21 protein-coding genes are annotated in these 21,857 nt (G+C 66.4%); 9 read left to right on the forward strand and 12 right to left on the reverse strand.

Annotated elements, in window-relative coordinates; genetic code table 11:
• Positions 1 to 265 precede the first annotated feature (265 nt).
• Positions 266 to 1,273 (forward strand): AAA family ATPase, encoded by a 1,008-nt coding sequence (locus LQZ85_RS00005; RefSeq protein WP_053096914.1) that lies wholly within the window; start codon positions 266 to 268, stop codon positions 1,271 to 1,273.
• Between the two features lie 75 nt (positions 1,274 to 1,348).
• On the opposite strand, the gene hisH is transcribed toward LQZ85_RS00005, so the two are convergent.
• The 4 genes from hisH to LQZ85_RS00025 all read right to left on the reverse strand — a co-directional run bounded on the left by hisH (position 1,349) and on the right by LQZ85_RS00025 (position 4,149).
• The gene (hisH, locus tag LQZ85_RS00010) at positions 1,349 to 1,990 is read right to left on the reverse strand and encodes an imidazole glycerol phosphate synthase subunit HisH (RefSeq protein WP_056280145.1); all 642 of its coding nucleotides are present in this window, start codon (positions 1,988 to 1,990) and stop codon (positions 1,349 to 1,351) included.
• Entirely contained in the window at positions 1,987 to 2,604 is a 618-nt protein-coding gene (gene hisB, locus LQZ85_RS00015) for an imidazoleglycerol-phosphate dehydratase HisB (RefSeq protein ID WP_053096918.1), read from the reverse strand. Before hisB ends, hisH begins: the two co-directional genes overlap by 4 nt.
• Positions 2,601 to 3,695 (reverse strand): histidinol-phosphate transaminase, encoded by a 1,095-nt coding sequence (locus LQZ85_RS00020; RefSeq protein WP_198032320.1) that lies wholly within the window; start codon positions 3,693 to 3,695, stop codon positions 2,601 to 2,603. Before LQZ85_RS00020 ends, hisB begins: the two co-directional genes overlap by 4 nt.
• 91 nt (positions 3,696 to 3,786) lie before the next feature.
• On the reverse strand, positions 3,787 to 4,149 hold the full coding sequence (locus LQZ85_RS00025; protein ID WP_053096921.1) for a LysM peptidoglycan-binding domain-containing protein: 363 nt from the start codon (positions 4,147 to 4,149) through the stop codon (positions 3,787 to 3,789).
• Between the two features lie 282 nt (positions 4,150 to 4,431).
• Between LQZ85_RS00025 and lexA the strand changes: the two genes are divergently transcribed.
• Both lexA and LQZ85_RS00035 read left to right on the forward strand, forming a co-directional pair.
• Positions 4,432 to 5,118 (forward strand): transcriptional repressor LexA, encoded by a 687-nt coding sequence (lexA, locus tag LQZ85_RS00030; protein WP_056280140.1) that lies wholly within the window; start codon positions 4,432 to 4,434, stop codon positions 5,116 to 5,118.
• A 55-nt stretch (positions 5,119 to 5,173) separates the two neighbouring features.
• Positions 5,174 to 7,039 carry a prolyl oligopeptidase family serine peptidase gene (locus LQZ85_RS00035; protein WP_056280138.1) on the forward strand — a complete coding sequence of 622 codons (1,866 nt, stop codon included), beginning with the start codon at positions 5,174 to 5,176 and terminating at the stop codon, positions 7,037 to 7,039.
• Here LQZ85_RS00035 and smpB read toward each other — a convergent pair whose 3' ends face one another.
• The 3 genes from smpB to ftsE all read right to left on the reverse strand — a co-directional run bounded on the left by smpB (position 7,040) and on the right by ftsE (position 9,565).
• A complete protein-coding gene (smpB, locus tag LQZ85_RS00040; protein WP_053096927.1) occupies positions 7,040 to 7,516 on the reverse strand; it encodes an SsrA-binding protein SmpB in 477 nt (158 codons plus the stop codon).
• Between the two features lie 85 nt (positions 7,517 to 7,601).
• Positions 7,602 to 8,516 carry a permease-like cell division protein FtsX gene (gene ftsX / locus LQZ85_RS00045; protein WP_056280135.1) on the reverse strand — a complete coding sequence of 305 codons (915 nt, stop codon included), beginning with the start codon at positions 8,514 to 8,516 and terminating at the stop codon, positions 7,602 to 7,604.
• Positions 8,513 to 9,565 carry a cell division ATP-binding protein FtsE gene (gene ftsE, locus LQZ85_RS00050; protein WP_053096931.1) on the reverse strand — a complete coding sequence of 351 codons (1,053 nt, stop codon included), beginning with the start codon at positions 9,563 to 9,565 and terminating at the stop codon, positions 8,513 to 8,515. Before ftsE ends, ftsX begins: the two co-directional genes overlap by 4 nt.
• Positions 9,566 to 9,704: 139 nt before the next feature.
• Here ftsE and LQZ85_RS00055 point away from each other — a divergent pair, with 139 nt between their 5' ends.
• Together LQZ85_RS00055 and LQZ85_RS00060 are read left to right on the forward strand one after the other, a co-directional pair.
• On the forward strand, positions 9,705 to 11,132 hold the full coding sequence (locus LQZ85_RS00055) for a DUF2510 domain-containing protein (protein ID WP_056280132.1): 1,428 nt from the start codon (positions 9,705 to 9,707) through the stop codon (positions 11,130 to 11,132).
• Positions 11,133 to 11,153: 21 nt separating this feature from the next.
• Complete coding sequence (locus LQZ85_RS00060; protein ID WP_056280128.1) at positions 11,154 to 12,200, forward strand: DUF2510 domain-containing protein; 1,047 nt, start codon at positions 11,154 to 11,156, stop codon at positions 12,198 to 12,200.
• A gap of 12 nt (positions 12,201 to 12,212) precedes the next feature.
• Here the strand turns inward: LQZ85_RS00060 and prfB are convergent, their stop codons facing one another.
• Positions 12,213 to 13,322 (reverse strand): peptide chain release factor 2, encoded by a 1,110-nt coding sequence (gene prfB / locus LQZ85_RS00065; protein WP_053096937.1) that lies wholly within the window; start codon positions 13,320 to 13,322, stop codon positions 12,213 to 12,215.
• A gap of 108 nt (positions 13,323 to 13,430) precedes the next feature.
• Between prfB and LQZ85_RS00070 the strand changes: the two genes are divergently transcribed.
• Entirely contained in the window at positions 13,431 to 14,663 is a 1,233-nt protein-coding gene (locus tag LQZ85_RS00070; RefSeq protein WP_056280127.1) for an MFS transporter, read from the forward strand.
• Positions 14,660 to 15,214, forward strand: a complete 555-nt coding sequence (locus LQZ85_RS00075; protein ID WP_056280124.1) for an NUDIX domain-containing protein — start codon at positions 14,660 to 14,662, stop codon at positions 15,212 to 15,214. The genes LQZ85_RS00070 and LQZ85_RS00075 overlap by 4 nt, the downstream gene beginning before the upstream one ends.
• A 50-nt stretch (positions 15,215 to 15,264) precedes the next feature.
• Here the strand turns inward: LQZ85_RS00075 and LQZ85_RS00080 are convergent, their stop codons facing one another.
• The 4 genes from LQZ85_RS00080 to LQZ85_RS00095 all read right to left on the reverse strand — a co-directional run bounded on the left by LQZ85_RS00080 (position 15,265) and on the right by LQZ85_RS00095 (position 19,742).
• Positions 15,265 to 15,675: a hypothetical protein gene (locus tag LQZ85_RS00080; RefSeq protein WP_056280337.1), complete on the reverse strand. Its 411-nt coding sequence runs from the start codon at positions 15,673 to 15,675 to the stop codon at positions 15,265 to 15,267.
• Positions 15,672 to 16,106, reverse strand: a complete 435-nt coding sequence (locus tag LQZ85_RS00085; RefSeq protein WP_230100306.1) for a TadE family protein — start codon at positions 16,104 to 16,106, stop codon at positions 15,672 to 15,674. The genes LQZ85_RS00080 and LQZ85_RS00085 overlap by 4 nt, the downstream gene beginning before the upstream one ends.
• Complete coding sequence (locus LQZ85_RS00090) at positions 16,096 to 16,506, reverse strand: TadE/TadG family type IV pilus assembly protein (RefSeq protein WP_056280118.1); 411 nt, start codon at positions 16,504 to 16,506, stop codon at positions 16,096 to 16,098. Before LQZ85_RS00090 ends, LQZ85_RS00085 begins: the two co-directional genes overlap by 11 nt.
• Before the next feature lie 263 nt (positions 16,507 to 16,769).
• Positions 16,770 to 19,742 carry an NACHT domain-containing protein gene (locus LQZ85_RS00095; RefSeq protein ID WP_230100307.1) on the reverse strand — a complete coding sequence of 991 codons (2,973 nt, stop codon included), beginning with the start codon at positions 19,740 to 19,742 and terminating at the stop codon, positions 16,770 to 16,772.
• Between the two features lie 389 nt (positions 19,743 to 20,131).
• Here LQZ85_RS00095 and LQZ85_RS00100 point away from each other — a divergent pair, with 389 nt between their 5' ends.
• Both LQZ85_RS00100 and LQZ85_RS00105 read left to right on the forward strand, forming a co-directional pair.
• A complete protein-coding gene (locus LQZ85_RS00100; RefSeq protein WP_230100308.1) occupies positions 20,132 to 21,085 on the forward strand; it encodes a nucleotidyltransferase in 954 nt (317 codons plus the stop codon).
• On the forward strand, positions 21,075 to 21,587 hold the full coding sequence (locus tag LQZ85_RS00105; protein ID WP_230100309.1) for a hypothetical protein: 513 nt from the start codon (positions 21,075 to 21,077) through the stop codon (positions 21,585 to 21,587). The genes LQZ85_RS00100 and LQZ85_RS00105 overlap by 11 nt, the downstream gene beginning before the upstream one ends.
• Positions 21,588 to 21,857 lie beyond the last annotated feature (270 nt).

Consider the following 21,857-nt stretch of genomic DNA (forward strand, 5'->3'; position numbering starts at 1 on the left):
GATCTCCGCACCGCCTTCGGTCCCCGCTGCGCCACCCGCCGCCCCTGCAGTACCGCCCGCGCCCTCAGCCGCATCACCCGCAGCCCCTGCGGTACCGACGACGCCGGCACCTTCCGGTGCGCCCGCTGCGACCGGATCGCTTTCGACCGCGTGGTCGGAACAGCAGAGCTCTTCGACTCAGGACAGCACCGCGCGGCCCGCCGTTCCGGCGGCCACGGCGCCGCGCCCCCAGTCTTCCGACGTACCGCCTGCTCCGCCGCTGCCCGTGCCCGCCTCGGCCCCGTCCGCGCCCAACGCCGCCGCTGCAGAGTCGGCGTCCTCGGCATCCTCGCGTCGTCAGCAGCGCGAGCAGGGCGTGGGGCGTCGCTCGTTCCTTCAGGAGGAGCGCCGTGAGGAGCCAGCGCGTCAGGGCGGACGCGGGCTGCTCAACCGCGTCGGGTTCACCCTCGGCCCGAGCGCTCGCGAACGCGCCGTCCGCGACGACGAGCACGCGGTGAGCCGCCATTGGCCGGGCCCCCGCACCGTCGCTGTCGTCAACGGGAAGGGCGGGGCGGGAAAGACACCGGCCACCGTGCTGCTGTCGGCGGTCTTCGCGCAGTACGGCGGCGCCGGGGTTCTCGCGTGGGACAACAACCAGACCCGCGGCACCCTCGGCTGGCGCACCGAGACGGGGGCGCACGATCGCACACTGCTCGAACTGCTTCCGCAGACCCAGCGCCTGCTGGGAGCCCAGGGACAGTCAGCCGACCTCGCGCACTTCGTGCATCACCAGCCGCAGGAGAAGTACGACGTCCTGCGGTCGAAGCCCGTCCGACTGGCCCACGAGAATCGGCTCCGGCCCAGTGACGTCGACTCCATCCACGCGATCGCGGCCAAGTTCTACCGTCTGATCATCATCGACTCCGGCAACGACGAGTCCGATCCGATGTGGCTGCGGATGATCGACCTCGCCGACCAGATCGTCGTGGCGACGACGACACGTGACGACCATGCCGAGGCCGGGGCTCTGCTGCTCGAGGCACTCGAAGACCGCGACGAGCGATCCGCACGGTTGGCTCGGGAGTCAGTGGTCGTCGTCAGTCAGGCGGACCCGAAGGCATCCCCCGCCGAAGTCGCAGACGTCATCGCCGGATATCAGCCGCTCGCGCGCGAAGTCGTCGGCATCCCCTTCGATCGGGAGATGGTCGACGGTCACCTCCGTCTTCGTGCACTTGCGGCGCCGACGCAGCGGTCGTGGCTCTCTGCCGCGGCCGCCGTCGCCCGAGGCTTCTGAGCCGTTCGGCAGAGGACCCGACGGACCGGTCGTCCGAGGTTCGGATCGACGGCGGCTCAGCGGGCTGCCGACGCGTCAGGACCGAAGGCTGTCGACCCAGTTGCGGAGCAGCTGGATTCCGGCCTCTCCGGACTTCTCGGGATGGAACTGCGTCGCGGAGAGCGGCCCGTTCTCGACCGCGGCGAGGAACGGATCGCCGTACGTCGACCACGTGAGCACCGGCTGAGGGAACGGCGGGATGACATCGAGCTCCCACGACTGCGCGGCATAGGAGTGCACGAAGTAGAAGCGTTCGTTCTCGATGCCCTTGAACAGCACCGATTCGGCGCCCGGCTCGACCGTGTTCCACCCCATGTGCGGCAGCACCGGCGCGTTGAGCTCCGTGACCGCTCCCGGCCATTCGCCGAGACCCTCGGAATCGTGCCCGCGCTCGACACCGTGCGCGAACAGAACCTGCATGCCGACGCAGATGCCGAGCACCGGGCGCCCGCCTGCGAGCCGGCGATCGATGATCTCGTCACCGCCGTGCGCGTAGAGCGCATCGCGGACGGCCTGGAACGCGCCGACTCCGGGCACCACGAGACCGTCGGCCTCGAGCGCCTCCGTGCGGTCGCGCGTCAGCACCGCATCAGCACCGGCGGCGATGAGCGCCTTGACAGCCGAGTGGACGTTGCCGGATTCGTAGTCGAAGACGGCGACCCGGGGAGCCCTGCTCACAGTGCGCCCTTCGTCGACGGGATGCCGTCGACCAGGGGGTCGAGGGCCTTGGCCTGGCGGAACGCCCGAGCGAATGCCTTGTACTCGGCTTCGGCGATGTGGTGGGGGTCGCGGCCCCCGAGAACGCGTACGTGCACCGTGAGTCCCGCGTTGAAGGTGATGGCCTCGAACGTGTGGCGCACGAGCGAACCGGTGAAGTGGCCGCCGATGAGGTGGTGCTCGAAACCGGCAGGCTCCCCCGTGTGAACGAGATAGGGACGCCCCGAGATGTCCACGACAGCCTGCGCGAGCGCTTCGTCGAGCGGCACGAGAGCGTCGCCGTATCGCGAGATGCCGGACTTGTCGCCCAGCGCCTCGCGGATGGCCTGACCGAGAACGATCGAGATGTCCTCCACGGTGTGGTGTGCGTCGATCTGCGTGTCCCCCGAGGCGCGCACCGTGAGGTCCGTGAGCGAGTGCTTCGCGAAAGCCGTCAGCATGTGATCGAAGAACGGCACCGACGTGTCGATACGGCTCGCACCGGTGCCGTCGAGGTTCAGCTCGAGCTCGACGGTGGACTCCGACGTGCTGCGCACACGCGTGGCGGTGCGCGGGGTCTGGGCGGGGCTGCTCATGAAGCCGATCCTATCGAGGCGAGGGCATCGAGGAATGCCGTGGTCTCCGCCTCGGTGCCCGCGGTGACGCGGAGGTGCCCGGGTATCCCGACGTCGCGGATGAGAACACCCTGCTCGTAGAGCTGCTGCCAGACCTTCTGGGGCTCTGCGACACCCCCGAACAGGACGAAGTTCGACCAGGACTCATGCGGGGTGTACCCCAGCGCCTCGAGCGTCGCGGAGATGCGATCCCGCTGCTCGACGATCTCCTCGACCATGCCGAGCATCACGTCGGAGTTGCGCAGAGCGGCGACGGCTGCGGCCTGCGTGAGAGCGCTGAGGTGGTACGGCAGGCGCACGAGCCGCAGAGCGTCGATGAAGGCAGGATCCGCGGCGAGGTACCCCACGCGGGCACCCGCGAAGGCGAAGGCCTTGCTCATCGTGCGGGAGACGGCGAGCCGCGGTCGTCCCTCGAGAAGGGTCAGAGCCGATGCCGCGTCGTGCGGCGCGAACTCCTGGTACGCCTCGTCGACGACGACGATTCCGTTCGACGCCTCGTACACGGCTTCGACGACGTCGAGGCCCAGCGGCGTGCCTGTCGGATTGTTCGGAGAGCACAGCAGGATGACGTCAGGATCGACATCTCGCACCTGCGATGCCGCCTCTTCGGGGGTGATCGTGTAGTCGGGCTGCCTGGTGCCGGCGACCCAGCGCGCTCCGGTGCCCTTCGAGATCAGCGGATACATCGAGTAGGTCGGGGCGAAGCTGAACGCCGTGCGGCCCGGCCCGCCGAACGCCTGCAGAATGTGCTGAAGGACCTCGTTCGACCCGTTGCCCGCCCAGATCTGAGCCGGTTCGAGACCATGACCGAGGTACTCCGCGAACCCTTCCCGGAGCGTGGTGAACTCGCGATCCGGGTAGCGGTTGACATCGCGGAGCGCGACCGCGATGTCGTCCAGGATGTCACTGGCGACCGCGTCGGGAACCGGATGCGTGTTCTCGTTGACGTTGAGTGCGATCGGAAGAGGCGCTTGCGGCGCTCCATAGGGCGTGAGCCCTCGGAGGTCGTCGCGAAGAGGGAGGTCGGCGAGTGATGCAGTCACCCTTCCCATGGTAGGCCGCCTTCGCTACACAGACGCCCGTGGTGACGGAGTGTGAACGCGCATCCGCGCCGCACCGCTCGATCGAACGGCCCTCACGGGTTCATTCCGAATACTGCGCCGGAATCGCCAGCTCCTGGCCGATCTGCAGCTCGCCGCCGCGCAGCAGGTTCAGACGCGTGATGTCGCCGATCACGTCGCGCGGATCCGCGCCGGGGGCCACGCTCTCGGCGATCGACCACAGCGTGTCGCCGGGCATCACCGTCACCGTCGCGAACGATGCCGTGGCGGTCTGTTCGCCTGAGGCCATCGCACTGCCGCCGCTGAGTGCGGCGAATGCGATCCCGGCTGCGAGCGGCACGGCCGCGACAGCGAGAACGACACGTCGACCGCGCGCCGTCAGCTTGAGCCGCGTCGCCGGACGAGCCGGAAGGACTGCTGCACTGCTGAAGGTGATGGTGCTCATGTCGTGCTCCTCTGCATCTACCGCGTGGGCGGTGAAGTTGGCGTAGCGTTCGCATTCGCGCCTCGGCCGGGAGCCGTGAATGCGAAGCTACGTTCCGAAGTTATCTTCGAATTCGAACATCTGTCAAGCGTTCTTCGAAACAGAAGTCCGGGAATCGGCCGACACGCTCGAACAGATCTTCCACTTCGGCGCGATTCTCGGATACGGTTTCGATGTCAACACCCCACCACGGGCCTCCGACATTCGAACTGAGACGCCGGAATCGCACACCTGAGGAGCACCATGAGCGACATCTCCGCCCCCGACGCCGACGTCCCGCGCACCCGTCGCCGCAAGAGCCTGAGTCCCAAGCAGATGGCGATCCTCGAGGTCATCCAGACGTCGATCAGCCGTCACGGGTACCCGCCGAGCATGAGAGAGATCGGCGACGCCGTGGGCCTCAAGTCGCTGTCCAGCGTGACCCACCAGCTCGGCCAGCTCGAGCTGAGCGGATATCTGCGACGCGACCCCGGCAAGACCCGTGCCATGGAAGTGCTCATCGACCTCCCCGGCACCAGCGGAGAGAATCCCGCCGATGTGGCGACCCCCGTGGGCGATGCGGCGCTCGTGCCGCTCGTCGGCCGCATCGCCGCAGGTGTCCCGATCACCGCCGACCAGCAGGTCGAGGAGATCTTCCCGCTCCCCCGGCAGCTCGTCGGCAAGGGCGACCTGTTCATGCTCAAGGTGTCCGGCGAATCGATGATCGATGCGGCGATCTGCGACGGCGACTGGGTCGTGGTGCGGTCGCAGAGCAGCGCCGAGAACGGCGAGATCGTCGCCGCCATGCTCGACGGCGAGGCGACGGTGAAGGTTCTCCGTCGACGCGACGGCCACACCTGGCTGCTGCCTCGCAACTCCGCATTCGAGCCGATCCTCGGCGACGAGTCCGTCATCCTCGGCAAGATCGTCGCCGTGCTGCGCGCGGTCTGACTCCCCTCCCACCCTGCCGGTGACGGCGGGCGTCGACGCACCATAGGCTCGAACCATGTCGTCGCCGTTCGGTACCTGGACCTCTCCGTTCACCCCCGACCGGATCGCCGCGTCGTCTCCGCGGATCGATGGCAGCGCCTTCGTGGCTGACGAGATCTGGTGGGGTGAGTCGATCCCTGCCGAGGGCGGTCGCCTGACCGTGCGAAGTTCGACGGGTGCCGAGATCCTTCCCGCGCCATGGAGTGCTCGGTCTCGCGTGCACGAGTACGGCGGCGGGGCGTGGACCGCGGATGCCGACGGCACGCTGTACTTCGTCGATGCCAAGGATCAGCGCGTGCACCGCATGCCCCGCGGCGGTGTCCCCGTTCCTCTGACACCCCCGGGCCCGGCGCACGGCGGTCTGCGTCTGCAGAGCGGCCGCCTGTTCGCCGTGCGGGAGGATCTGTCCGTCTCCCCTCACCGACGCGCCATCGTCGAGATCCCGACCGACGGGTCGGCATCCGACCGGCCTGCGCTGCTGAAGACCCTCGTCGAAGGCGAGTCGTTCTACGCTCATCCGGCACTGTCTCCCGACGGTTCTCGTGCCGCGTGGGTCGAGTGGTCCGGCGATCGGATGCCGTGGCAGCGAGCGTCGTTGGTGATCTCGGACGGCACCGCGCGCACAGAGCTGTCCACTCGCGCCGCGCTGCAGCCCGAGTGGACGGCTGACGACGAGATCGTGTACTCCGACGATCCCTCGGGCCGCTGGGCTCTGCACCGACAGCGTGTCAGCGGAGCCCAGGCGGTCGGCACGGCGGAGCAGATCACCGACGACGACGCCGACACGGGATACGGCCTCTGGGTGCTCGGCAATCGCTGGTACCGCCCGCTCGCCGACGGTCGCGTCGTGGCTGTGCGCACGAACGGTCGCGACCGGGTCGTCGTCATCGACCCCGACGGCAGCGCCCACCGCATTCCCCTCCCCGCAGACGGCCACGTGAGTGTCGACGATGTCGCGGGCTCCCGCGCGCTGCTCTCCGGAAACAGCTCGACGACAGAACCCGGGGTCTGGTGCGTCGACGTCGACACGGGTCGCGTCGAGGCCGTCGCGGGAGCTGCGCCGACCGATCCTGCGTGGATGCCGCCCGCATCCGAGGTCCTGGTCGACGGCTCGCACGGGCCCGTCCATGCCTTCGCGTACCCGCCGACGAATCCCTCGGCCCACGCTCCGGCCGCGGATGACGAGCTCCCGCCCTACATCGTGCTCGTCCACGGCGGCCCGACCGCGCATGTGACCGGCGCGGCGTCCGCCGCCGTCGCGTTCTGGACGAGCCGCGGCATCGGCGTGCTCGACGTCAATTACGGCGGATCGACGGGCTACGGCCGTGCGTACCGCGAACGGCTGGACGGCGGATGGGGCGTGGTCGACGTCGACGACGTGATCGCAGCGGCCCGCGGCCTCGCCGATGCCGGGCTCGCGGATCCCGCCCGCATCGCGATCAGAGGCGGCTCGGCGGGCGGTTGGACAGTGCTCTCGTCGCTGGTGCGGGGAGGGACGTTCGCCGCGGGGATCAGCCGATACGGAGTGGTCGACCTGCAGATGCTGAGCGCGCACTCCCACGACTTCGAGGCGCACTACATCGAGGGGCTGGTGGGTCCGCTGCCCGAGGCGGAGGCACTCTACGTCGCGCGTTCGCCCCTGACACACGCCGACCGGATCGACGTGCCGGTGCTGCTGATGCAGGGTGCGGACGACCGTGTCGTGCCACCGGCACAGTCCGAGGCGATCCGCGATGCGCTGGCGACGAGTGGTGTGGAGCACGAGTACGTGCTGTACCCGGGTGAGGGCCATGGCTTCCGGTCGAGCGAGACGATCATCGACGCCCTCGAGAGGGAGCTCGCTTTCCTCGGACGCGTGTTCGGATTCACGCCCGCGCGCTGATCACTCCCCCACGCGGTTGCGCAGGCGCATCGCGCGCTCGGCTTCGCGGGTGTCCTGACGCTCGCGGAGGGTCTGGCGCTTGTCGAACTCGCGCTTTCCCTTGGCGAGAGCGATCTCGACCTTGGCGCGACCGTCGGAGAAGTACAGCTTCAGCGGGATCAGCGTGTAGCCGCCGGCGGAGACCGCGTGCTGCAGCTTCGCGATCTCCTCACGGTGCAGCAGCAGCTTGCGGACGCGCTTCGCCGAATGGTTGGTCCAGTGGCCCTGCGAGTACTCCGGGATGTGCACCGAGTCGAGAAAGACCTCGTTCCCCTTGACGAACGCATATCCGTCGCTCAGGTTCGCGCGCCCCTGGCGCAGTGACTTCACCTCGGTGCCGGTGAGCACCATCCCCGCCTCGTACGACTTCTCGATGTTGTAGTCGTGACGTGCGCGACGATTGGTCGCGACGACCTTCTCCCCGCGTTCCCTGGGCATGATTCTCTCCTGATCCGCGTCGCGCAATGGTTCCGGTGCCCGTCACGGGCGCACGACAGCCTGTCAGTCTATACCGCCGCGCGGGTCAGGTGCGAAGCCAGCGACGGATCGCGAAACCCGCCGACAGCGCGGCGAGCACGACGCCGATGCCGATCAGCACCGGGACGACGACGGCAGCGTCCTGCATCGACACCCAGGTCGTGATGAACGGCACGCGTCCTCGGAGGTAGCCGTCGACGCCGAAGTGGACGCCGGCGACGACGGCCGCGCTTGCGAGGGCCGAGCCGAGGAAGGCAGCGAAGACGCCCTCCAGGACGAACGGCGTCTGGATGAAGCGGTTGGACGCCCCCACCAGGCGCATGATCCCGATCTCCTTGCGTCTGGCGTACGCGGAGAGCCTGATGGTCGTGCCGATCAAGAGGATGGCGGCGATCAGCATGAGCGCTGCGATACCGACCGCGATGTAGGTCGCGACCGTCAAGGCGGAGAACAGGGGTTCGAGGTACTGGAGCTGATCCTGGACCTGCTCCACCCCCGCGACACCGTTGAACGCCTCGGAGATGACCTGCGACTGGCCGGGATCCTTCATGGTGACGAAGAAGACCTCGAACGCCTGCTCGGGCGAGATCACGCTCGCCTGGTCCTCGCCGAGCTGATCGACGAGCTTGGCGTACGTGTCTTCCTTGGAATCGAAGCTGACCTCGCTGATGAGAGGAGCGAGCGCCTCGCCGTCGAGCTGTGCTCGCACGGCGTCGACCTGCTCCTCCGAGGCGCCGCCGTCGACGCAGGTGTCCTGCTCCGAGATGTCGGAGCACATGTAGACGGCGACCTGCGCCCGCTCGGTCCAATAGCCGCGCATCGTGCCGATCTGCGCCTGCATCAGGATCGCGGCGCCGACGAAGGTCAGCGAGACGAATGTCACGAGCACGACGGAGATGACCATCGAGATGTTGCGACGAAGCCCTCCGAGGGCCTCCGCGAGGATGAGTCCGATTCTCACGACGTCGGCCCCACTTCTTCCGTGCCGTCGTCGGACAGACCGAGTCGATCGGCCACCCCGAGCTCGGCGACGTCGACCTGCGGCAGCACGATGGGATGCGTCCGCGCCGCGAGGGCGACCGCCGGCTGCTCGTCTATCACCGGCGGCTCGATCGGCGCCGCCTGAGCCTCGGGAGTCTCGGATGCGGTCGGGACGGCGTCTGCGGACGCCGATTCCGCCTTGCGCTGCGCGCTGAGCTCCTCAGCGAGCGCGGCGCGGACCAGCGAGAGGTCGGCGGTCTGGCGCTGCACCTCCTGCACAGCAGTGAGTGCAGCGGCCGCGGCGGCACCGCGCACCTCCTCGGGAACCAGACGCGGGATGTTCGACGTGTCTCCGTAGCCGCCGTGCACCTCGTCTCGCACCATCTCGCCATCGCGAAGTTCGATGACCCGACGCTGCATCTGGTCGACGAAGCCCGCCTCGTGTGTCGCCATCAGCACGGTGGTGCCTCCGGCATTGATCCTGGCGAGGAGCTGCATGATGTCGACCGACGTCGCCGGGTCGAGGTTTCCGGTCGGCTCGTCCGCGAGCAGGACCTGGGGGCGATTCACGAGCGCCCGTGCGATCGCGACGCGCTGCTGCTCGCCGCCGGAGAGCTCGTGCGGCATCCGCTTCTGCTTCCCGTCGAGTCCGACCAGCGCGAGCGCCTCGGGCACGGCCTGCTGGATGAAGCCGCGCGACGAGCCCGTCACCTGCAGAGTGAAGGCGACGTTCTGGTAGACGGTCTTCGACGGCAGCAGTCGGAAGTCCTGGAACACGGATCCGATGTGGCGGCGGAAGTACGGCACCTTCCGGTTCGCAAGCGAACGCAGATCGCGGCCGAGCACGGCGACTCGACCCGTCGTCGGCACGTCCTCGCGGAGGATGAGTCGCAGACAGGACGACTTGCCCGACCCCGACGCGCCGACGAGGAAGACGAACTCCCCGCGCTGCACTTCGAAGTCGACATCGGACAGAGCGGGCCGCGAGGTCCCGCGATAGCGTTTCGTGACGTTCTCGAACCGAATCATGGCGGTTCGAGCCTAAGCGCGCACCCTCGTCTGCCTGCGAGCGACACCCCGCTCGACCCCCCTGCGTGTCGCACTCCACTGCTATACATGGAGGTGCCGATCCGTGCCGTCAGCATGGACGATACTCCGAGGGGGAACCATGACGACGCCTGCAGGCTGGTATGACGACGGATCCGGGCGTCAGCGGTGGTGGGACGGCACCCAGTGGACCGAGCACTTCGCCCCCATCGTGGAATCCGCCCCGTCTGCAGCAGGCGAGTCGGCCGGCGGTCTGACCGGCGAAGCGACCACGGACCGGGGTTCCGAGTCGGCTGACGTATCGGGCCACTCCTCGTCCGACGCGATTCCCGATTCGGCAGCAGCCGCGGAGACGGCCGCTGCGATCGAGTCGGTCGCCGCGGTCGAGAGCCAGTCGTGGAACACGCCCGCACCCTCCGACTCCCGCGCCGACGCGGAGACTCCGGCCGAGCCGTCCGCCCACCAGGACGCGGGCGCCGCGCCCTCATACGGCGCGCCCGTGACCGATGCCCTTGTCGACGAGGCCGGCACCACGCATGAGCAGGGTTCCACCTCTCCGGAGTCCCCGACGCCGACCGACGACATCGTGCCCCCGTATGCGAACACCGCGGGTCCCTCCGAAGGTGGTGCACCCTCCTACCCGGGCACCGCAGCCCCGTCGTATCCCCAGGAGTACCCGGTCGCGCCCGCATACCCGGGTTCGGCGGCACCCTCACCCTCGTACCCCGGCGCCGCCGCGTACGCTCCCGCCGGACAGCAGTATGGTGCGCCCGCCGGATACCCGCCCGCATACGGCGCCACGACCCCGGTGGCTCCGGCCCGCCCGTCGGTCCTCGGGCTCGTCGGGCTCGGACTCGCGGCGCTCGGAACGATCCTGTCGTGCATCCCGGTGATCTTCTGGCTCGGATGGCTACTGCTCGGCGTGGGCTTCATCGTCTCGCTCATCTCGCTCTTCCTCAAGGGCAGGAAGTGGCCCGGCATCTCCGGACTCATCCTCTCGATCATCGGCGCGATCATCGCGGTCGTCATGTTCTTCGTCATCGTCTTCGCGACGGTGTCCGAGGCCGTGCGCGATCTGCCGTCCGCGCCGCCGTCGAGCGATTCCGACACCGGAATCGACGACGGCACGACCGACGACGGCACGGGGTCCGCGCAGGTCGAAGAGGGCACGATCGGCGACACCGTCGCACTCACCTTCCTGGGCGGGAGCGGCGAGATCACTGTCACCGAGGCGCGCTGGGCGACCAGCGACGGCTCGAGCGTCCCCTCGACCAACGGCGGTTACGTGACCCTCGAGACGACGTGGACCGGTGTCGAGGGCACGACGGCCGCGAACCCGCTGTTCACCTCTCTGGAGACGGCAGAGGGAGTCGAGGGTCAGGTCGACTTCTTCGTGACGGGCGCACCGAACGAGCTCCTCGACCCGGGGCAGACGGTCAGCGGCCCGATCACCTTCGACATCGCCCAGAGCGAGTCCTACGTCTTCGTCGTCACTGACGAGGCCGGACGCGACATCGCGCGCATCGACGTCGCTCCGTCGGCCGGCTGAGACCCGAGCGGAACGGCGATCATGACGGTCCCGGCAGGGTGGTACGACGACGGAGCGGGCCGACAGCGCTGGTGGGACGGCGCAGTCTGGACTGAGCACACCGTGACCACCGAGACGTCGTCCGTGGCGAACACGCCACAGGGGCACGGCCAGCATGCCACGGAGGAGCCCACGGTCGCCGCATCGGCGGACCCGATCTTCGAACCGCCCTATGCCTGGCAGTCGTCGAATCCCTCCCCCGGGGCCTCCGCAGAAGTGCCGCAGTACGGGCGCGCGTCGATGCCCGCGACCTCGGCAGGCGTCGTCGCCTCCCACGATGCGACGGCAGGGTTCGGGTCGTACGGCCCTGTGCCCCCGAAGGCGAACACGAAGGTCTCTGTGCTCGGCATCATCGGTCTCGGCATGGCCGCGCTCGGCGTGGTCCTCTCGTGCATCCCGCCGATCTCGATGGCTGGTGGGGTTCTGCTCGGGATCGGATTCGTGCTCTCGCTGATCTCCCTGTTCCTCCGGGGTGCGAAGTGGCCGGGAGCGGTGGGCATCGCGGTGGCCGTGCTGGGTGGTGTCGTCGCGATCGCCATGATGCTGCTGACCCTGGGCGCCTCGGGGCTGTCGTCGATCGTGCCGACGTCCACCTCGACCCCTCAGGCGACCCAGAGCACAGAACCCGACGACACCGCCGAAGGCTCTCCCGGCAGCGCGGGAACCGAGACCGTGACGGTCAACGAACTCGAGGTCGGTCACTGCATTCCGCTCATCGAATGGGAGGAAGAGGTGTACGAGCTTCCGATCGTTCCGTGTGACGCGCCGCACACCGACGAGGTCTATTTCATCTTCGATGTGCCAGAGGGCGAATTCCCCGGGGACGACGAACTGCAGACCATCGCCGCCGAGAAGTGCGACGTCGCTTTCGAGGAGTTCGTCGGCATCCCCTATGCCGATTCGGAGCTCGACAACTATTGGTTCGTACCGACTGAGTCGTCATGGAAGCGGATGAACGACCGCGCAGTCCAGTGCATCGTGATCAGCTACGACGAGATCACGGGCACCCTCGAAGGCGCCGACCGCTGAGACGAGCGTCGCTCAGTCCTCGTCTTTGCGCTTGCGCCAGCGGATGCCGGCCGAGATGAACCCGTCGAGATCGCCGTCGAACACGGCAGCCGGGTTGCCCGACTCGTGTCCGGTGCGGAGGTCCTTCACGAGCTGCTGACCGTAGAGGAAGTACGAGCGCATCTGGTCGCCCCAGCTCGCCGTGATGTTTCCGGCGAGCTCCTTCTTCTTCGCGGCTTCCTCCTCCTTCTGCAGCAGCAGGAGTCGGGTCTGAAGCACGCGCATCGCGGCAGCACGGTTCTGGATCTGCGACTTCTCGTTCTGCATCGAGACGACGATGCCGGTCGGGAGGTGAGTCAGGCGCACGGCGGAGTCGGTGGTGTTGACGGACTGCCCGCCGGGACCCGACGAGCGGAAGACGTCGACTCGGATGTCGTTCTCGGGGATGTCGACCTCGGTCGCCTCCTCCATGAGAGGGATGACCTCGACAGCGGCGAAGGACGTCTGCCGCTTGTCCGCCGAGCCGAACGGGCTGATGCGGGCGAGGCGATGCGTCCCTGCCTCGACCGACACCGTTCCGAATGCGTAGGGAGCGTCGATCTCGAACGTCGCCGACTTGATGCCGGCACCCTCGGCGTACGAGGTGTCGAGAACCTTGACGGGATACTTGTGGCGCTCGGCCCAGCGCAGGTACATGCGCATGAGCATCTCGGCGAAGTCGGTGGCGTCGTCGCCGCCTGCACCCGAGCGGATGGTGATGATGGCGGAGCGCTCGTCGTACTCGCCGTCCATCAGCGTCTGCACCTCGAGCTGATTGATGATCTCGGTGAGCGCGTTGAGCTCGGCGCGCGCTTCGACGGCGGAGTCCTCATCGCCCATCTCGTTCGCCAGGTCGACGAGAACCTCGAGATCGTCGAGCCGACGACCGATGCCCTCGACTCTGGCGAGCGCCGACTGGCGGTGGCTCAGAGCACTGGTCACCTTCTGGGCGCGTTCGGGGTCGTCCCAGAGGTCCGGCACGCCGGCTTCCTCGCTGAGGCGCGCGATGTCGGAGCGGAGGGTCTCGACATCGATGACCTCGCGGATGTCACCGTAGGTGAGTCGCAGGGCCTGGATGTCGGCGGAGAGATCGAGTTCGAGCATGTCGCGTCCAGCCTAACGTGCCGCCCCTGCGGGCGGGGACGGCGTTCGAACGGGAGTAGCGTGAATCGGGTGAGCAGCGCATCCACGGTCCTCAGGCGATTCGGACCGATGGTGTACCTCCCGACCGTGCTGTTCTCGCTCGGTGAAGGCGCGGTGATCCCTCTGATCCCGGTGATCGCTGCGCGGATGGGCGCCGACGTCGCCTTCGCCGCCCTGGTGGCATCCGCCCTCGTCGTGGGTCAGCTGTGCGGCAACCTTCCTGCGGGCTGGGCCGTCGCGCGCATCGGCGAGCGCTTCACGATGGTGATCGCGGGTGCGATAGCGATCCTCGCCGGCGTCGGAATGGTGTTCGCCCCCTCGCTGGGCGTGCTGGCCGCCTCCGTGTTCCTCCTGGGGTTCTGCGCGGCCGCCTTCGGCCTGGCGCGTCATGCGTTCATGACGACGAGGGTTCCCCTCGCGTTCCGTGCTCGCGCGCTCTCGCTGCTCGGTGGCAGCTTCCGCCTCGGAATCTTCATCGGGCCGTTCGTCGCCGCTGGGCTCCTGCAGCTGTTCGGTTCGGAATCAGCCGCGATCTGGTTCTTCCTGGGCTGTCTCGTCGTGATGGTGCTGCTCGTGCTGCTGGGCCCCGATCCCGAGAAGACGATCGCCCCGACGACCCCTGTGCGCACCGCCGCACTCGCGGATGATTCCGGCGAACCGGTCACGGGCTCGATTCCGACGACCGCGCGCGCGGGCATCTTCCGCACGATGTGGCAACAGCGCAGCGTGCTCGGACGACTGGGACTCGCCGCCGCGTCGCTGTCCGCGGTGCGATCGGCACGTCAGGTCGTGCTTCCCCTGTGGGGACTCTCACTCGGACTCGACGCCTCGACCATCGCCCTCGTCGTCGGAATCTCGGGAGCGATCGACTTCGCCCTGTTCTACGCCAGCGGCCAGGTGATGGACAGGTTCGGGCGTCTGTGGGCGGCTATGCCGGCGATGGTGCTGATGGGCGCGGGGTTCCTCGCCCTGTCCTTCACGCACGACCTGGAAGCCGCGGTCCTGTGGTTCGGCATGTTCGCCGCCGTGCTCGGGGTGGGCAACGGGCTCTCGAGCGGCATTCTGCTCACACTCGGCGCCGACGTCGCGCCGAAGGAGGAGCCCGCCGCGTTCCTCGGCTCGTGGCGCACGCTGACGGATGCCGGCGGAGCGGCCGCTCCGCTGCTGGTGTCGGCGATCGTCGCGATCGCGTCACTGCCGATCGCCGCAGCGGCGATGGGTGCGATCGGCCTGATCGGCGCGGGTGGATTCATCCGCTGGATCCCGCGTTTCGTTCCGCGCAGCACACAGGAGGAGTCATGACCGCTGCCCTCCGCGCAGACGTGCGCCGCCTGGTCGTCGCGGCTCCGTCGTCGACGGATCACGATCGCGATGCCGCGGCCTACTTCGCGACGTTCTTCGCCGACGATCATGGGCCGGTCTCCCGCGACGACGGTCCCGATCACGCGACCGCTTCGGCGCTCGTGTTCGACCGCTCACTCACTCGCACGCTGCTCGTCTTCCACGCCAAGGGGCAGTTCTGGGTGCAGCCAGGCGGACATCTCGAACCCGACGACACCTCTGTGGCGGATGCCGCTCTGCGCGAGCTGCGGGAGGAGACCGGTGTGGACGTCTCCGCCAGCGCGGAACCGCTCGTGTACGACCTCGATCATCACGCGCTGTCCTCGGCGTTCGGTCGGTGCGCATCCCATCTCGACATCGGGATCGGCGTCGTCATCAGCGACGATGCCGACCTGATCGTGAGCGACGAGTCGGAGGACGTGCGCTGGTGGGCGATCGACGCGCTGCCGTCGCAGGTGCCGCAGGGCTTCGCCGGGCGGGTGCGACGACTGCGCGATCGTCTGGTGAGCTGACGTCGCATCCGGCGGAGGTCGCCCTCGTGCAGGTCGACCCGAGCGAACGATCACCCCAGAGCGGTGCGACTCATCCCCGTCGCCTCGAGGCGCACCCCGTCCGTCACGAACAGTGACACGAGCGGCGGATGCCACAGGGTCGAGACGGTCACGCGTGCTGAGTGCCCGTCGGGGCTCGACGCTGAATCGAGGTCCACGGGTGACGGCAGCGCGGCGAGCAGTGCGTCGACCTGCTCTCTGACCCCCTGATCGGTGAGGTCCGCCCGTGCCGTCGTTCCGTCCACAGCCAGGGTGAAGCCGTCCGCTCCGGCGAGCGCTGCGGCGTCAGCGATCGCATCCAGCCGCTTCTGCGAGATGTAGAGGTCGGTCGCGCAGACGCTCACGAAGATGAGTGCGAGCGCCAGCAGGGCATAGCCGAGCGTCAGCAGCAGCACGCTTCCGTCGTCACCCGCCCCTCTCATCCCGTGCCCCACAGGCGAGAGACCTTCTGGACCGCCGACCCCTCGACTCGGATCGCGGCCGCCGAGTCCGATCCGAAGACCGCCGGCATCAGTGGCAGGGACACCGACGCCGTGACCGTGACGGTCACGACCGCGCCGGCCGACGGACACTCCGTCCCGACGGGCACGCACGCCACAGACACCTCGGTCGATTCCTCATCGATGCCGTACTGATCGGTGACGTCGGCGAGCACGAGCTCACTCCGCACTGCTGCAGTGGCGGCATCCGGTGCGAGCACGATCGTGCGCGCGACGTGGCGCGCGGCCGCCCCGACTCCCAGTGTCTGCTCCTGAATCGCGCCCAGCGCGATGATCAGGTAGACCAACGGCACAAGCAGGATGACGCCCACCGTGATGAATTCGAGTGCCGCCGAACCCTCGTCATCGATCATCGAAGGACTCTTCCGGCGCATGCGCCTGCACCTCCAACGCGAAGGGCACCCCGAGCAGCCCGATCACGGGGAGCGTCGTTCGGACGCGCACCTCGATCGTCGCGCGATCCAGTGCCGTCGATCGAACGGCCGTCACATCGTGGGCGTACTCGGCCCCGACCGCGAGGGTGATCGCCGCGCGGGCGCGCTCCACGCCCTGTTCCATGGGCGTGTCTGCCAGGGCCGCGTAGTAGGCCCCTTCGACCGCCGCGTCGTGCACGACATTGCGCACGTAGACGGCGAGCGCGAGCTGCATGACAGCGAGAGTGAGAAGGGTGAGGAGCGTGCCCACGAGCACGAACTCCACGGGACTCGATCCGCGTTCATCGCCGAGAAGGCGCCGCGGTGGATCGACAGTCATCAGGGAGACCTGTCAGAGACCGGAGACGCGTTGGATGGCCTGCTCGAACAGTGCGCTGAGCGCCGGGCCGGCGACCGCCCAGATGAGCACCACGAGACCGGCGGTCATCAGTGTGACGAGCACCCATCCGTTCTTTGGAGTGTTCAGCCGTGTTGCGCCAACGTATCTTCGCACTCCCGGGTGGAACCTGACACGGTCCTTCCACCGCACCGCGGCCCCACCAACTGAGGACAGGCTTTCAGCTGAGGACGCTCTCCAATGACTCATCCGGCTGCGGAGCCGGCACGGTCGTCGATGAAACTAATCTCGCCCCTCGCCCAAACTTTGAGGTTCTCCTTGAACAATGAGGGCGGGAGACTCGCGAAGTACCCCCCACCCGGCCATCGTCCGCTCCGTCGCGCCCGGGCCGCTTCGTCGATCACGTCTTCCCGCACTTGCGTCGCGTGGCGAAGGACGTCTCGTTCGGCCGAGCGCTCGGCAAACAGACAAGCAAGCGCGAGGATCGTCGCAGTACGGCTGGGGTCGACTTTCTGGCGAGTGGATTGCACGTGCACGAAGAAACCAGCGACCGGTGCTTGGTCCACCAGCTCAGCCGAAGCGTAGGGGGGTTCGTGCCCCTCTGTCAGATATTGCCCCAGTTCAGCGACAAGCGTGCCGATCCAACGGTCTCCCGACCGATCGAGTCCGTTCACCTGCTTGTCGGTCCAATTCCGATCGAGGCGCAGCATGCTATAGGCGAGGCAGTAGTGCTCGTCTTGGATGAAAGGAATCTCCATTTCCATGTGAACCAGCCACGGATCCATTATCCTCAACCCTGCGTTTGAGGCTCTTTGTGCGACCTCTCGAACGCTGAGACTTCCGCTGAAATACCCGACGCGGAGAGCATCGGTCCGCAATAGCTGGTCTCGATCGACGCCATCCAGAAAGGTTGACTTGAAGAAATCGTGCTCTTCCGGTTTGGAGGACTCTCTCAAAGCGGAGCTCGCCGCGAACATGGCGTCGAGAAGTCCGCCCGGCTCGGCGGCCTTTCCCTGAACGTAGGCGACAAGAGCATCCAAGATGCCGAGATCGTGGGCCCAGGCCCGCGTGTACAGCTCACCCAGGTAAAGCTGGATGTATTGACGAGCGAGATGGAACTCGGCCCCCCGAGCGCGGCTCAAAGTGCGAGGCGTAGCATCGACCAGCTTTAGCGCGAAGTCAAACACGGTTCGTTGCAGACGTGGGGTGCTGGGCAGGTCACGAAGGCACCGCACGATGAACGAAAGCGTGTTGATCCTGTATTCGACCGATCGGTTGGCTCCTTGAGCCGAGCGAACCATCTTGGTGATCGTCAGTTCGGCCCCGCGGTCCACCGACAGGTCGATCTGTTGAATAGCCAAGAGTGCGACCGTGTCCCATTGATTGCGGGACACATGCTTGATCAGTTGGAGCGCGAGTTTATCGGGGTCCGGATATTTACGAGTCAGTTGCACAGCTGCGTAGTATTCCAGGAACGTTCGGTGCACAAAGCTAAACAGCGGCTGGTTATTCGGGGAGTGGCCCGTCTCCGTGAGAACCCATGCGCGACCTTTGCAAAATTCTATGAACTCTTGAGCCGCGGTTCGGGCCTTGACCTCGCTCTCATAGGCCCGTTCGGTGAAGAACTCGGTGATCTGTCCGACGAGCTTTTGCTCGGTCACCCCATCCGGCGAGTCCTCCAAAGTAAAAATCCAAAAGGCGAGGTGTTTAAGGGCGTCTTTCAGATGTGCGTCGAACGTGAAGTTGAACACGAGCCCGCGACTCTTATCCCAGCTGTCAAACAGAAGATCGGTACACCTCTGATAAATACCGATGCGATTCTGCGGCAGGTAGTTCTGACCCTTGTAGATCGCACAAAGGAGTGCGAGGAGTAGCGGATTGCTTCGCAGATCTGCGATGGCCCTACTTTCACGCACGAATGCATTTGCCACATCCTTCACCGTTTCGCCAGGATTGATTTGCAGCCCTGTGGCATGAACGGTGAACCACTTATCAACGTACGACCGGACGTCTTCGTCAGTGAGTTCTCCCAGCACGAAGGCGTGGAAGATCCCTGGATCGAGCCGAGCCTCTTCATACCCCACCCGCCGAGACGTTACGACGATCGGCACGGACGGGTAGGACCGCGAGAACAGTTCAACTTTCTCGGCCATCGAGCTGCGGCGAGCAGGATCGAGTAGTTCGTCCAGCCCATCGAACAACACGACTGCGGCGCCCTCGCGGAGCAGGTTCTCGATGAGCTCCGGAGGAGGGGAGGCTATCTGATACTCGGCACCGAGGGTGCGTTCGATGTGTTCGACTACCGACTGCTCTGCCATTACTCCCGCATAGGTGCGGAGTGTCACACGAAGGGGGACGCGCTGCCGGTCGTTTCGAGCCACGTGATGCGAGATCGCCCTCGTGGCAGTTGACTTGCCACCACCCGGATCTCCGAGAATCACGTGTCGGTCAAGACGTGGGATCAGTTGGTAGACGGTGGTCTCAGCTGCATCATGACCTGCACTGGTGAGTCGCCCAGGAACGTAGAGGTCTTGGAGCGGTACCGAGATCCTTCGGTTCGTATCCGGCGGCGTGATAGTGCCAAAGTACTGAACGCACTGCGCCCGATACTTGGTGAGCCACTCCTGGTCCCTCGCGAGATCGCGCGTGTCGCGGCCCACGATCCTCGCAACGTCCGCGTCAATCGAGTCGAGGGTCGCTTGCACCAGAATGGTACGCGCGACCTGCTCCGCAATTATGTCCGCTTTAGAGGTCGATCGGATCTGAGAAACCGCCTCCTCCGAGATCCTGTGCAGTGCATCGACCAAATCCGACGCGTAGGTCTCAGCGACCCCCAATTGAGCTTCTGCTGCCGCGGCGGCCATCAACCGAACGAGCATTGGCTTCCGCGTCTCATACTCTCCGAGCAGCTCGCTGGCGAGCACCTGGCGGACGATCGTACTCACCCTCGACTGCGCAAGAAACGCTTTCGCCTCTGCCGCGCTAGTGCCGCTACGAGGGATTGATGCCAGCGCCGCCAGAGTTGGCATGAACGCCCCCGCGTCCCACTGCAGCACATCGACCGCGCTTGGTTTCGAGCCTGCGCGACGGATGATGCCAGCCGTCGACACCGCCACTCGCTGCGCCACCATTGAGCACGCATCGACAACTAGACCGGCGACTATCTCGCTCGAAACGGGGTCGGCTCCGGCTGCTTCTACTAGTTCGGCAAGCGCCACGGATATCCCTCCTGAGGACCGCTCGAATGCGGTGATTCGTAGGCTCGAGAATCGTCCAGCGCGGAGCACCAGACTGCGCTGAGGTCCGTGCACTCAACTGATCGAGCTACCGCGATACTAGGGTGAAGCGCCGCATCCCCGCCGGATTGGATTGGGATCGACATCGCCTAAAAGCTAACTCAACGCATTCACGCCCAAGCGTCCACGAGAACGCCATCGGGAGGGACACAGCTCTCCGAGCAACCTCGACATCCTGCCAAGGGCTCACCGCCGGTTGTCCAGCCAGCAGCCCCTGGATCTGGGCACGGATTCACATGCACGGCCCCGCTCTGCGGCAATGTCGGTGGTTGATCGTAGAATGCGACTACACAACGGGTCTGGGGGCCACCATGGGAGTTTTTGCCGCATTTGACGACTTTCAACGCACTGTCGACGCGGATGCCGAGCATGTTCGCGCGGCTCGCGAACGGCAAAGGGTGTTCATCGATGCGATCGACTCAGCGGATGCCGTTGTCGAGACCGTCAAGTCCGGATCGCTGGCGCGAAGTACACAACTCGATCCCATCCACGACGTGGATCTGATCGCAGTCTTCGACAAGGCGACTTACCCGACATGGGGACAAGCCGGGGCATCTGCGGAGGAGGCGCTTACGGTTGTGCACGATCTAGTTCGCGACACGCTCGCGAACCCCGGTGGTAGCCACGACGAGTTGGTCCGTCTCGCCGTGCCGAAAAACCGTGCCGTCAAGTGCTTCGTCGACGAGCAGGATGCGGACCATCCGTTCACCGTCGATGTCATGCCCGCTCTGCGCAACGAAGATGGCACCCTCCTGATCCCATCGAAGCGAAACGCACGGTGGGATACCGCGAATCCCGAGTATCTCATCGACGAGGTCCAGAGCCGCCAGAACACCTGGAACCAGTTCAGAGCCATGGTTCGAGTACTCAAATACTGGCGACGGGACTGCGGAACGGAGGTGAAGTCTCTCGTTATGGAGACGCTCGCGCTTGACTATCTTCCGCTCGAAACCAACCGCCCCAATGCTCTGCGCCAATTCTTCGTCGCCGCCGCCTACAACGTGTTGGAGGGGGTTCATGACCCGGCCGGTCTTTGCGGCCCTATCCAGCCGGATCTCGACGTTCAAGCCCTTCACGAGGCACTGAGCGCCGCAAGTGATGAGGCAACGCTCGCGATAGAGGCCGCTGGTCGCAACGACGACGCTTCTGCGCAGCGACACTGGCAAAAGGTTTTCGGCGAGGACTTTCCCGCCCCGATCGGCGGCGATAGTTCGTCGAGTGTGCCTCCGCCTTCGATTAAGGACGCCCCTCAAGGTGCCCGGTAGTCACGGCTGGTGGCAGTTCGATAGCCGTCGTCTCGACGATGACATCAGAGCCATAAGCCAGGCTTTTCCCTCGCTCAATCCGGTCGATGGAAACGCTGGTATCGGCTGGAGAGGCGTGCTCCCTCTCTGGCCGTTCGAGCGGCCGGCCCCAGTCGAGTTCAATAGTGACGTGCCTGGTCTGGAGGTCCTTCTGCTTTTTCCGCAGTCGTACCCGATGACGATCCCCGACCTGTACCCGATGAACCCGATGCCGGAGCTGGTGGAGAGGACGCAGCATCGCTGGCATGTGAACGGCGATGGCTCGTTGTGCGTGATTCAGGAGCAACGGACATGGACCGGACGGGAATCGGTCGTCGACCTGCTTGTTAAGGCCGCCGGCTGGCGCCTCGAGTACGGCTTGGTCCAAGCCGATATCGTCGCGGAAATGACGGAAAACGGAATCGTCTCAAGTACTGAGCGAGACCGGCAGATCGGCGAGTTCTACGGGAAGCCCACGCGATGACGCTCGCGAGACTTCTGATCCCGAGCGATGTCCGGCGGGCAATAGAGTCGGAGCCGGGATCTGACGGCGTCTTCACACTGCGATGGTCCGCGCCGGATCGATGCGGGATTGTGGTCGCCTCAGGCGGTCGGACGTCCTCGATGACACCGTTCCCGGCCACGGGCCATTTCCTGCAGTATGCGGACTTCGGACCGCAAGGTAGCTGGCATCACGGCACTGACGAGCACAGCACCATCTGGCGTGAGGCGGCTGGCAGGGGCTGTGCGATAG

This window comes from Microbacterium sp. Bi98 (assembly GCF_918698045.1).
In the GTDB taxonomy this organism is placed as follows: domain Bacteria; phylum Actinomycetota; class Actinomycetes; order Actinomycetales; family Microbacteriaceae; genus Microbacterium.

Bases quoted from the DNA above. Each gene is read 5' to 3' on its own strand.
- LQZ85_RS00060 (WP_056280128.1), top strand. From the start codon at position 11,154: ATGACGGTCCCGGCAGGGTGGTACGACGACGGAGCGGGCCGACAGCGC.
- smpB (WP_053096927.1), bottom strand. From the start codon at position 7,516: ATGCCCAGGGAACGCGGGGAGAAGGTCGTCGCGACCAATCGTCGCGCA.
- LQZ85_RS00035 (WP_056280138.1), top strand. From the start codon at position 5,174: ATGTCGTCGCCGTTCGGTACCTGGACCTCTCCGTTCACCCCCGACCGG.
- LQZ85_RS00080 (WP_056280337.1), bottom strand. From the start codon at position 15,675: ATGAGAGGGGCGGGTGACGACGGAAGCGTGCTGCTGCTGACGCTCGGC.
- LQZ85_RS00055 (WP_056280132.1), top strand. From the start codon at position 9,705: ATGACGACGCCTGCAGGCTGGTATGACGACGGATCCGGGCGTCAGCGG.
- prfB (WP_053096937.1), bottom strand. From the start codon at position 13,322: ATGCTCGAACTCGATCTCTCCGCCGACATCCAGGCCCTGCGACTCACC.
- LQZ85_RS00020 (WP_198032320.1), bottom strand. From the start codon at position 3,695: ATGGGAAGGGTGACTGCATCACTCGCCGACCTCCCTCTTCGCGACGAC.
- lexA (WP_056280140.1), top strand. From the start codon at position 4,432: ATGAGCGACATCTCCGCCCCCGACGCCGACGTCCCGCGCACCCGTCGC.
- LQZ85_RS00070 (WP_056280127.1), top strand. From the start codon at position 13,431: ATGGTGTACCTCCCGACCGTGCTGTTCTCGCTCGGTGAAGGCGCGGTG.
- LQZ85_RS00100 (WP_230100308.1), top strand. From the start codon at position 20,132: ATGGGAGTTTTTGCCGCATTTGACGACTTTCAACGCACTGTCGACGCG.
- hisB (WP_053096918.1), bottom strand. From the start codon at position 2,604: ATGAGCAGCCCCGCCCAGACCCCGCGCACCGCCACGCGTGTGCGCAGC.
- LQZ85_RS00085 (WP_230100306.1), bottom strand. From the start codon at position 16,106: ATGATCGATGACGAGGGTTCGGCGGCACTCGAATTCATCACGGTGGGC.
- LQZ85_RS00025 (WP_053096921.1), bottom strand. From the start codon at position 4,149: ATGAGCACCATCACCTTCAGCAGTGCAGCAGTCCTTCCGGCTCGTCCG.
- ftsE (WP_053096931.1), bottom strand. From the start codon at position 9,565: ATGATTCGGTTCGAGAACGTCACGAAACGCTATCGCGGGACCTCGCGG.
- LQZ85_RS00075 (WP_056280124.1), top strand. From the start codon at position 14,660: ATGACCGCTGCCCTCCGCGCAGACGTGCGCCGCCTGGTCGTCGCGGCT.
- LQZ85_RS00090 (WP_056280118.1), bottom strand. From the start codon at position 16,506: ATGACTGTCGATCCACCGCGGCGCCTTCTCGGCGATGAACGCGGATCG.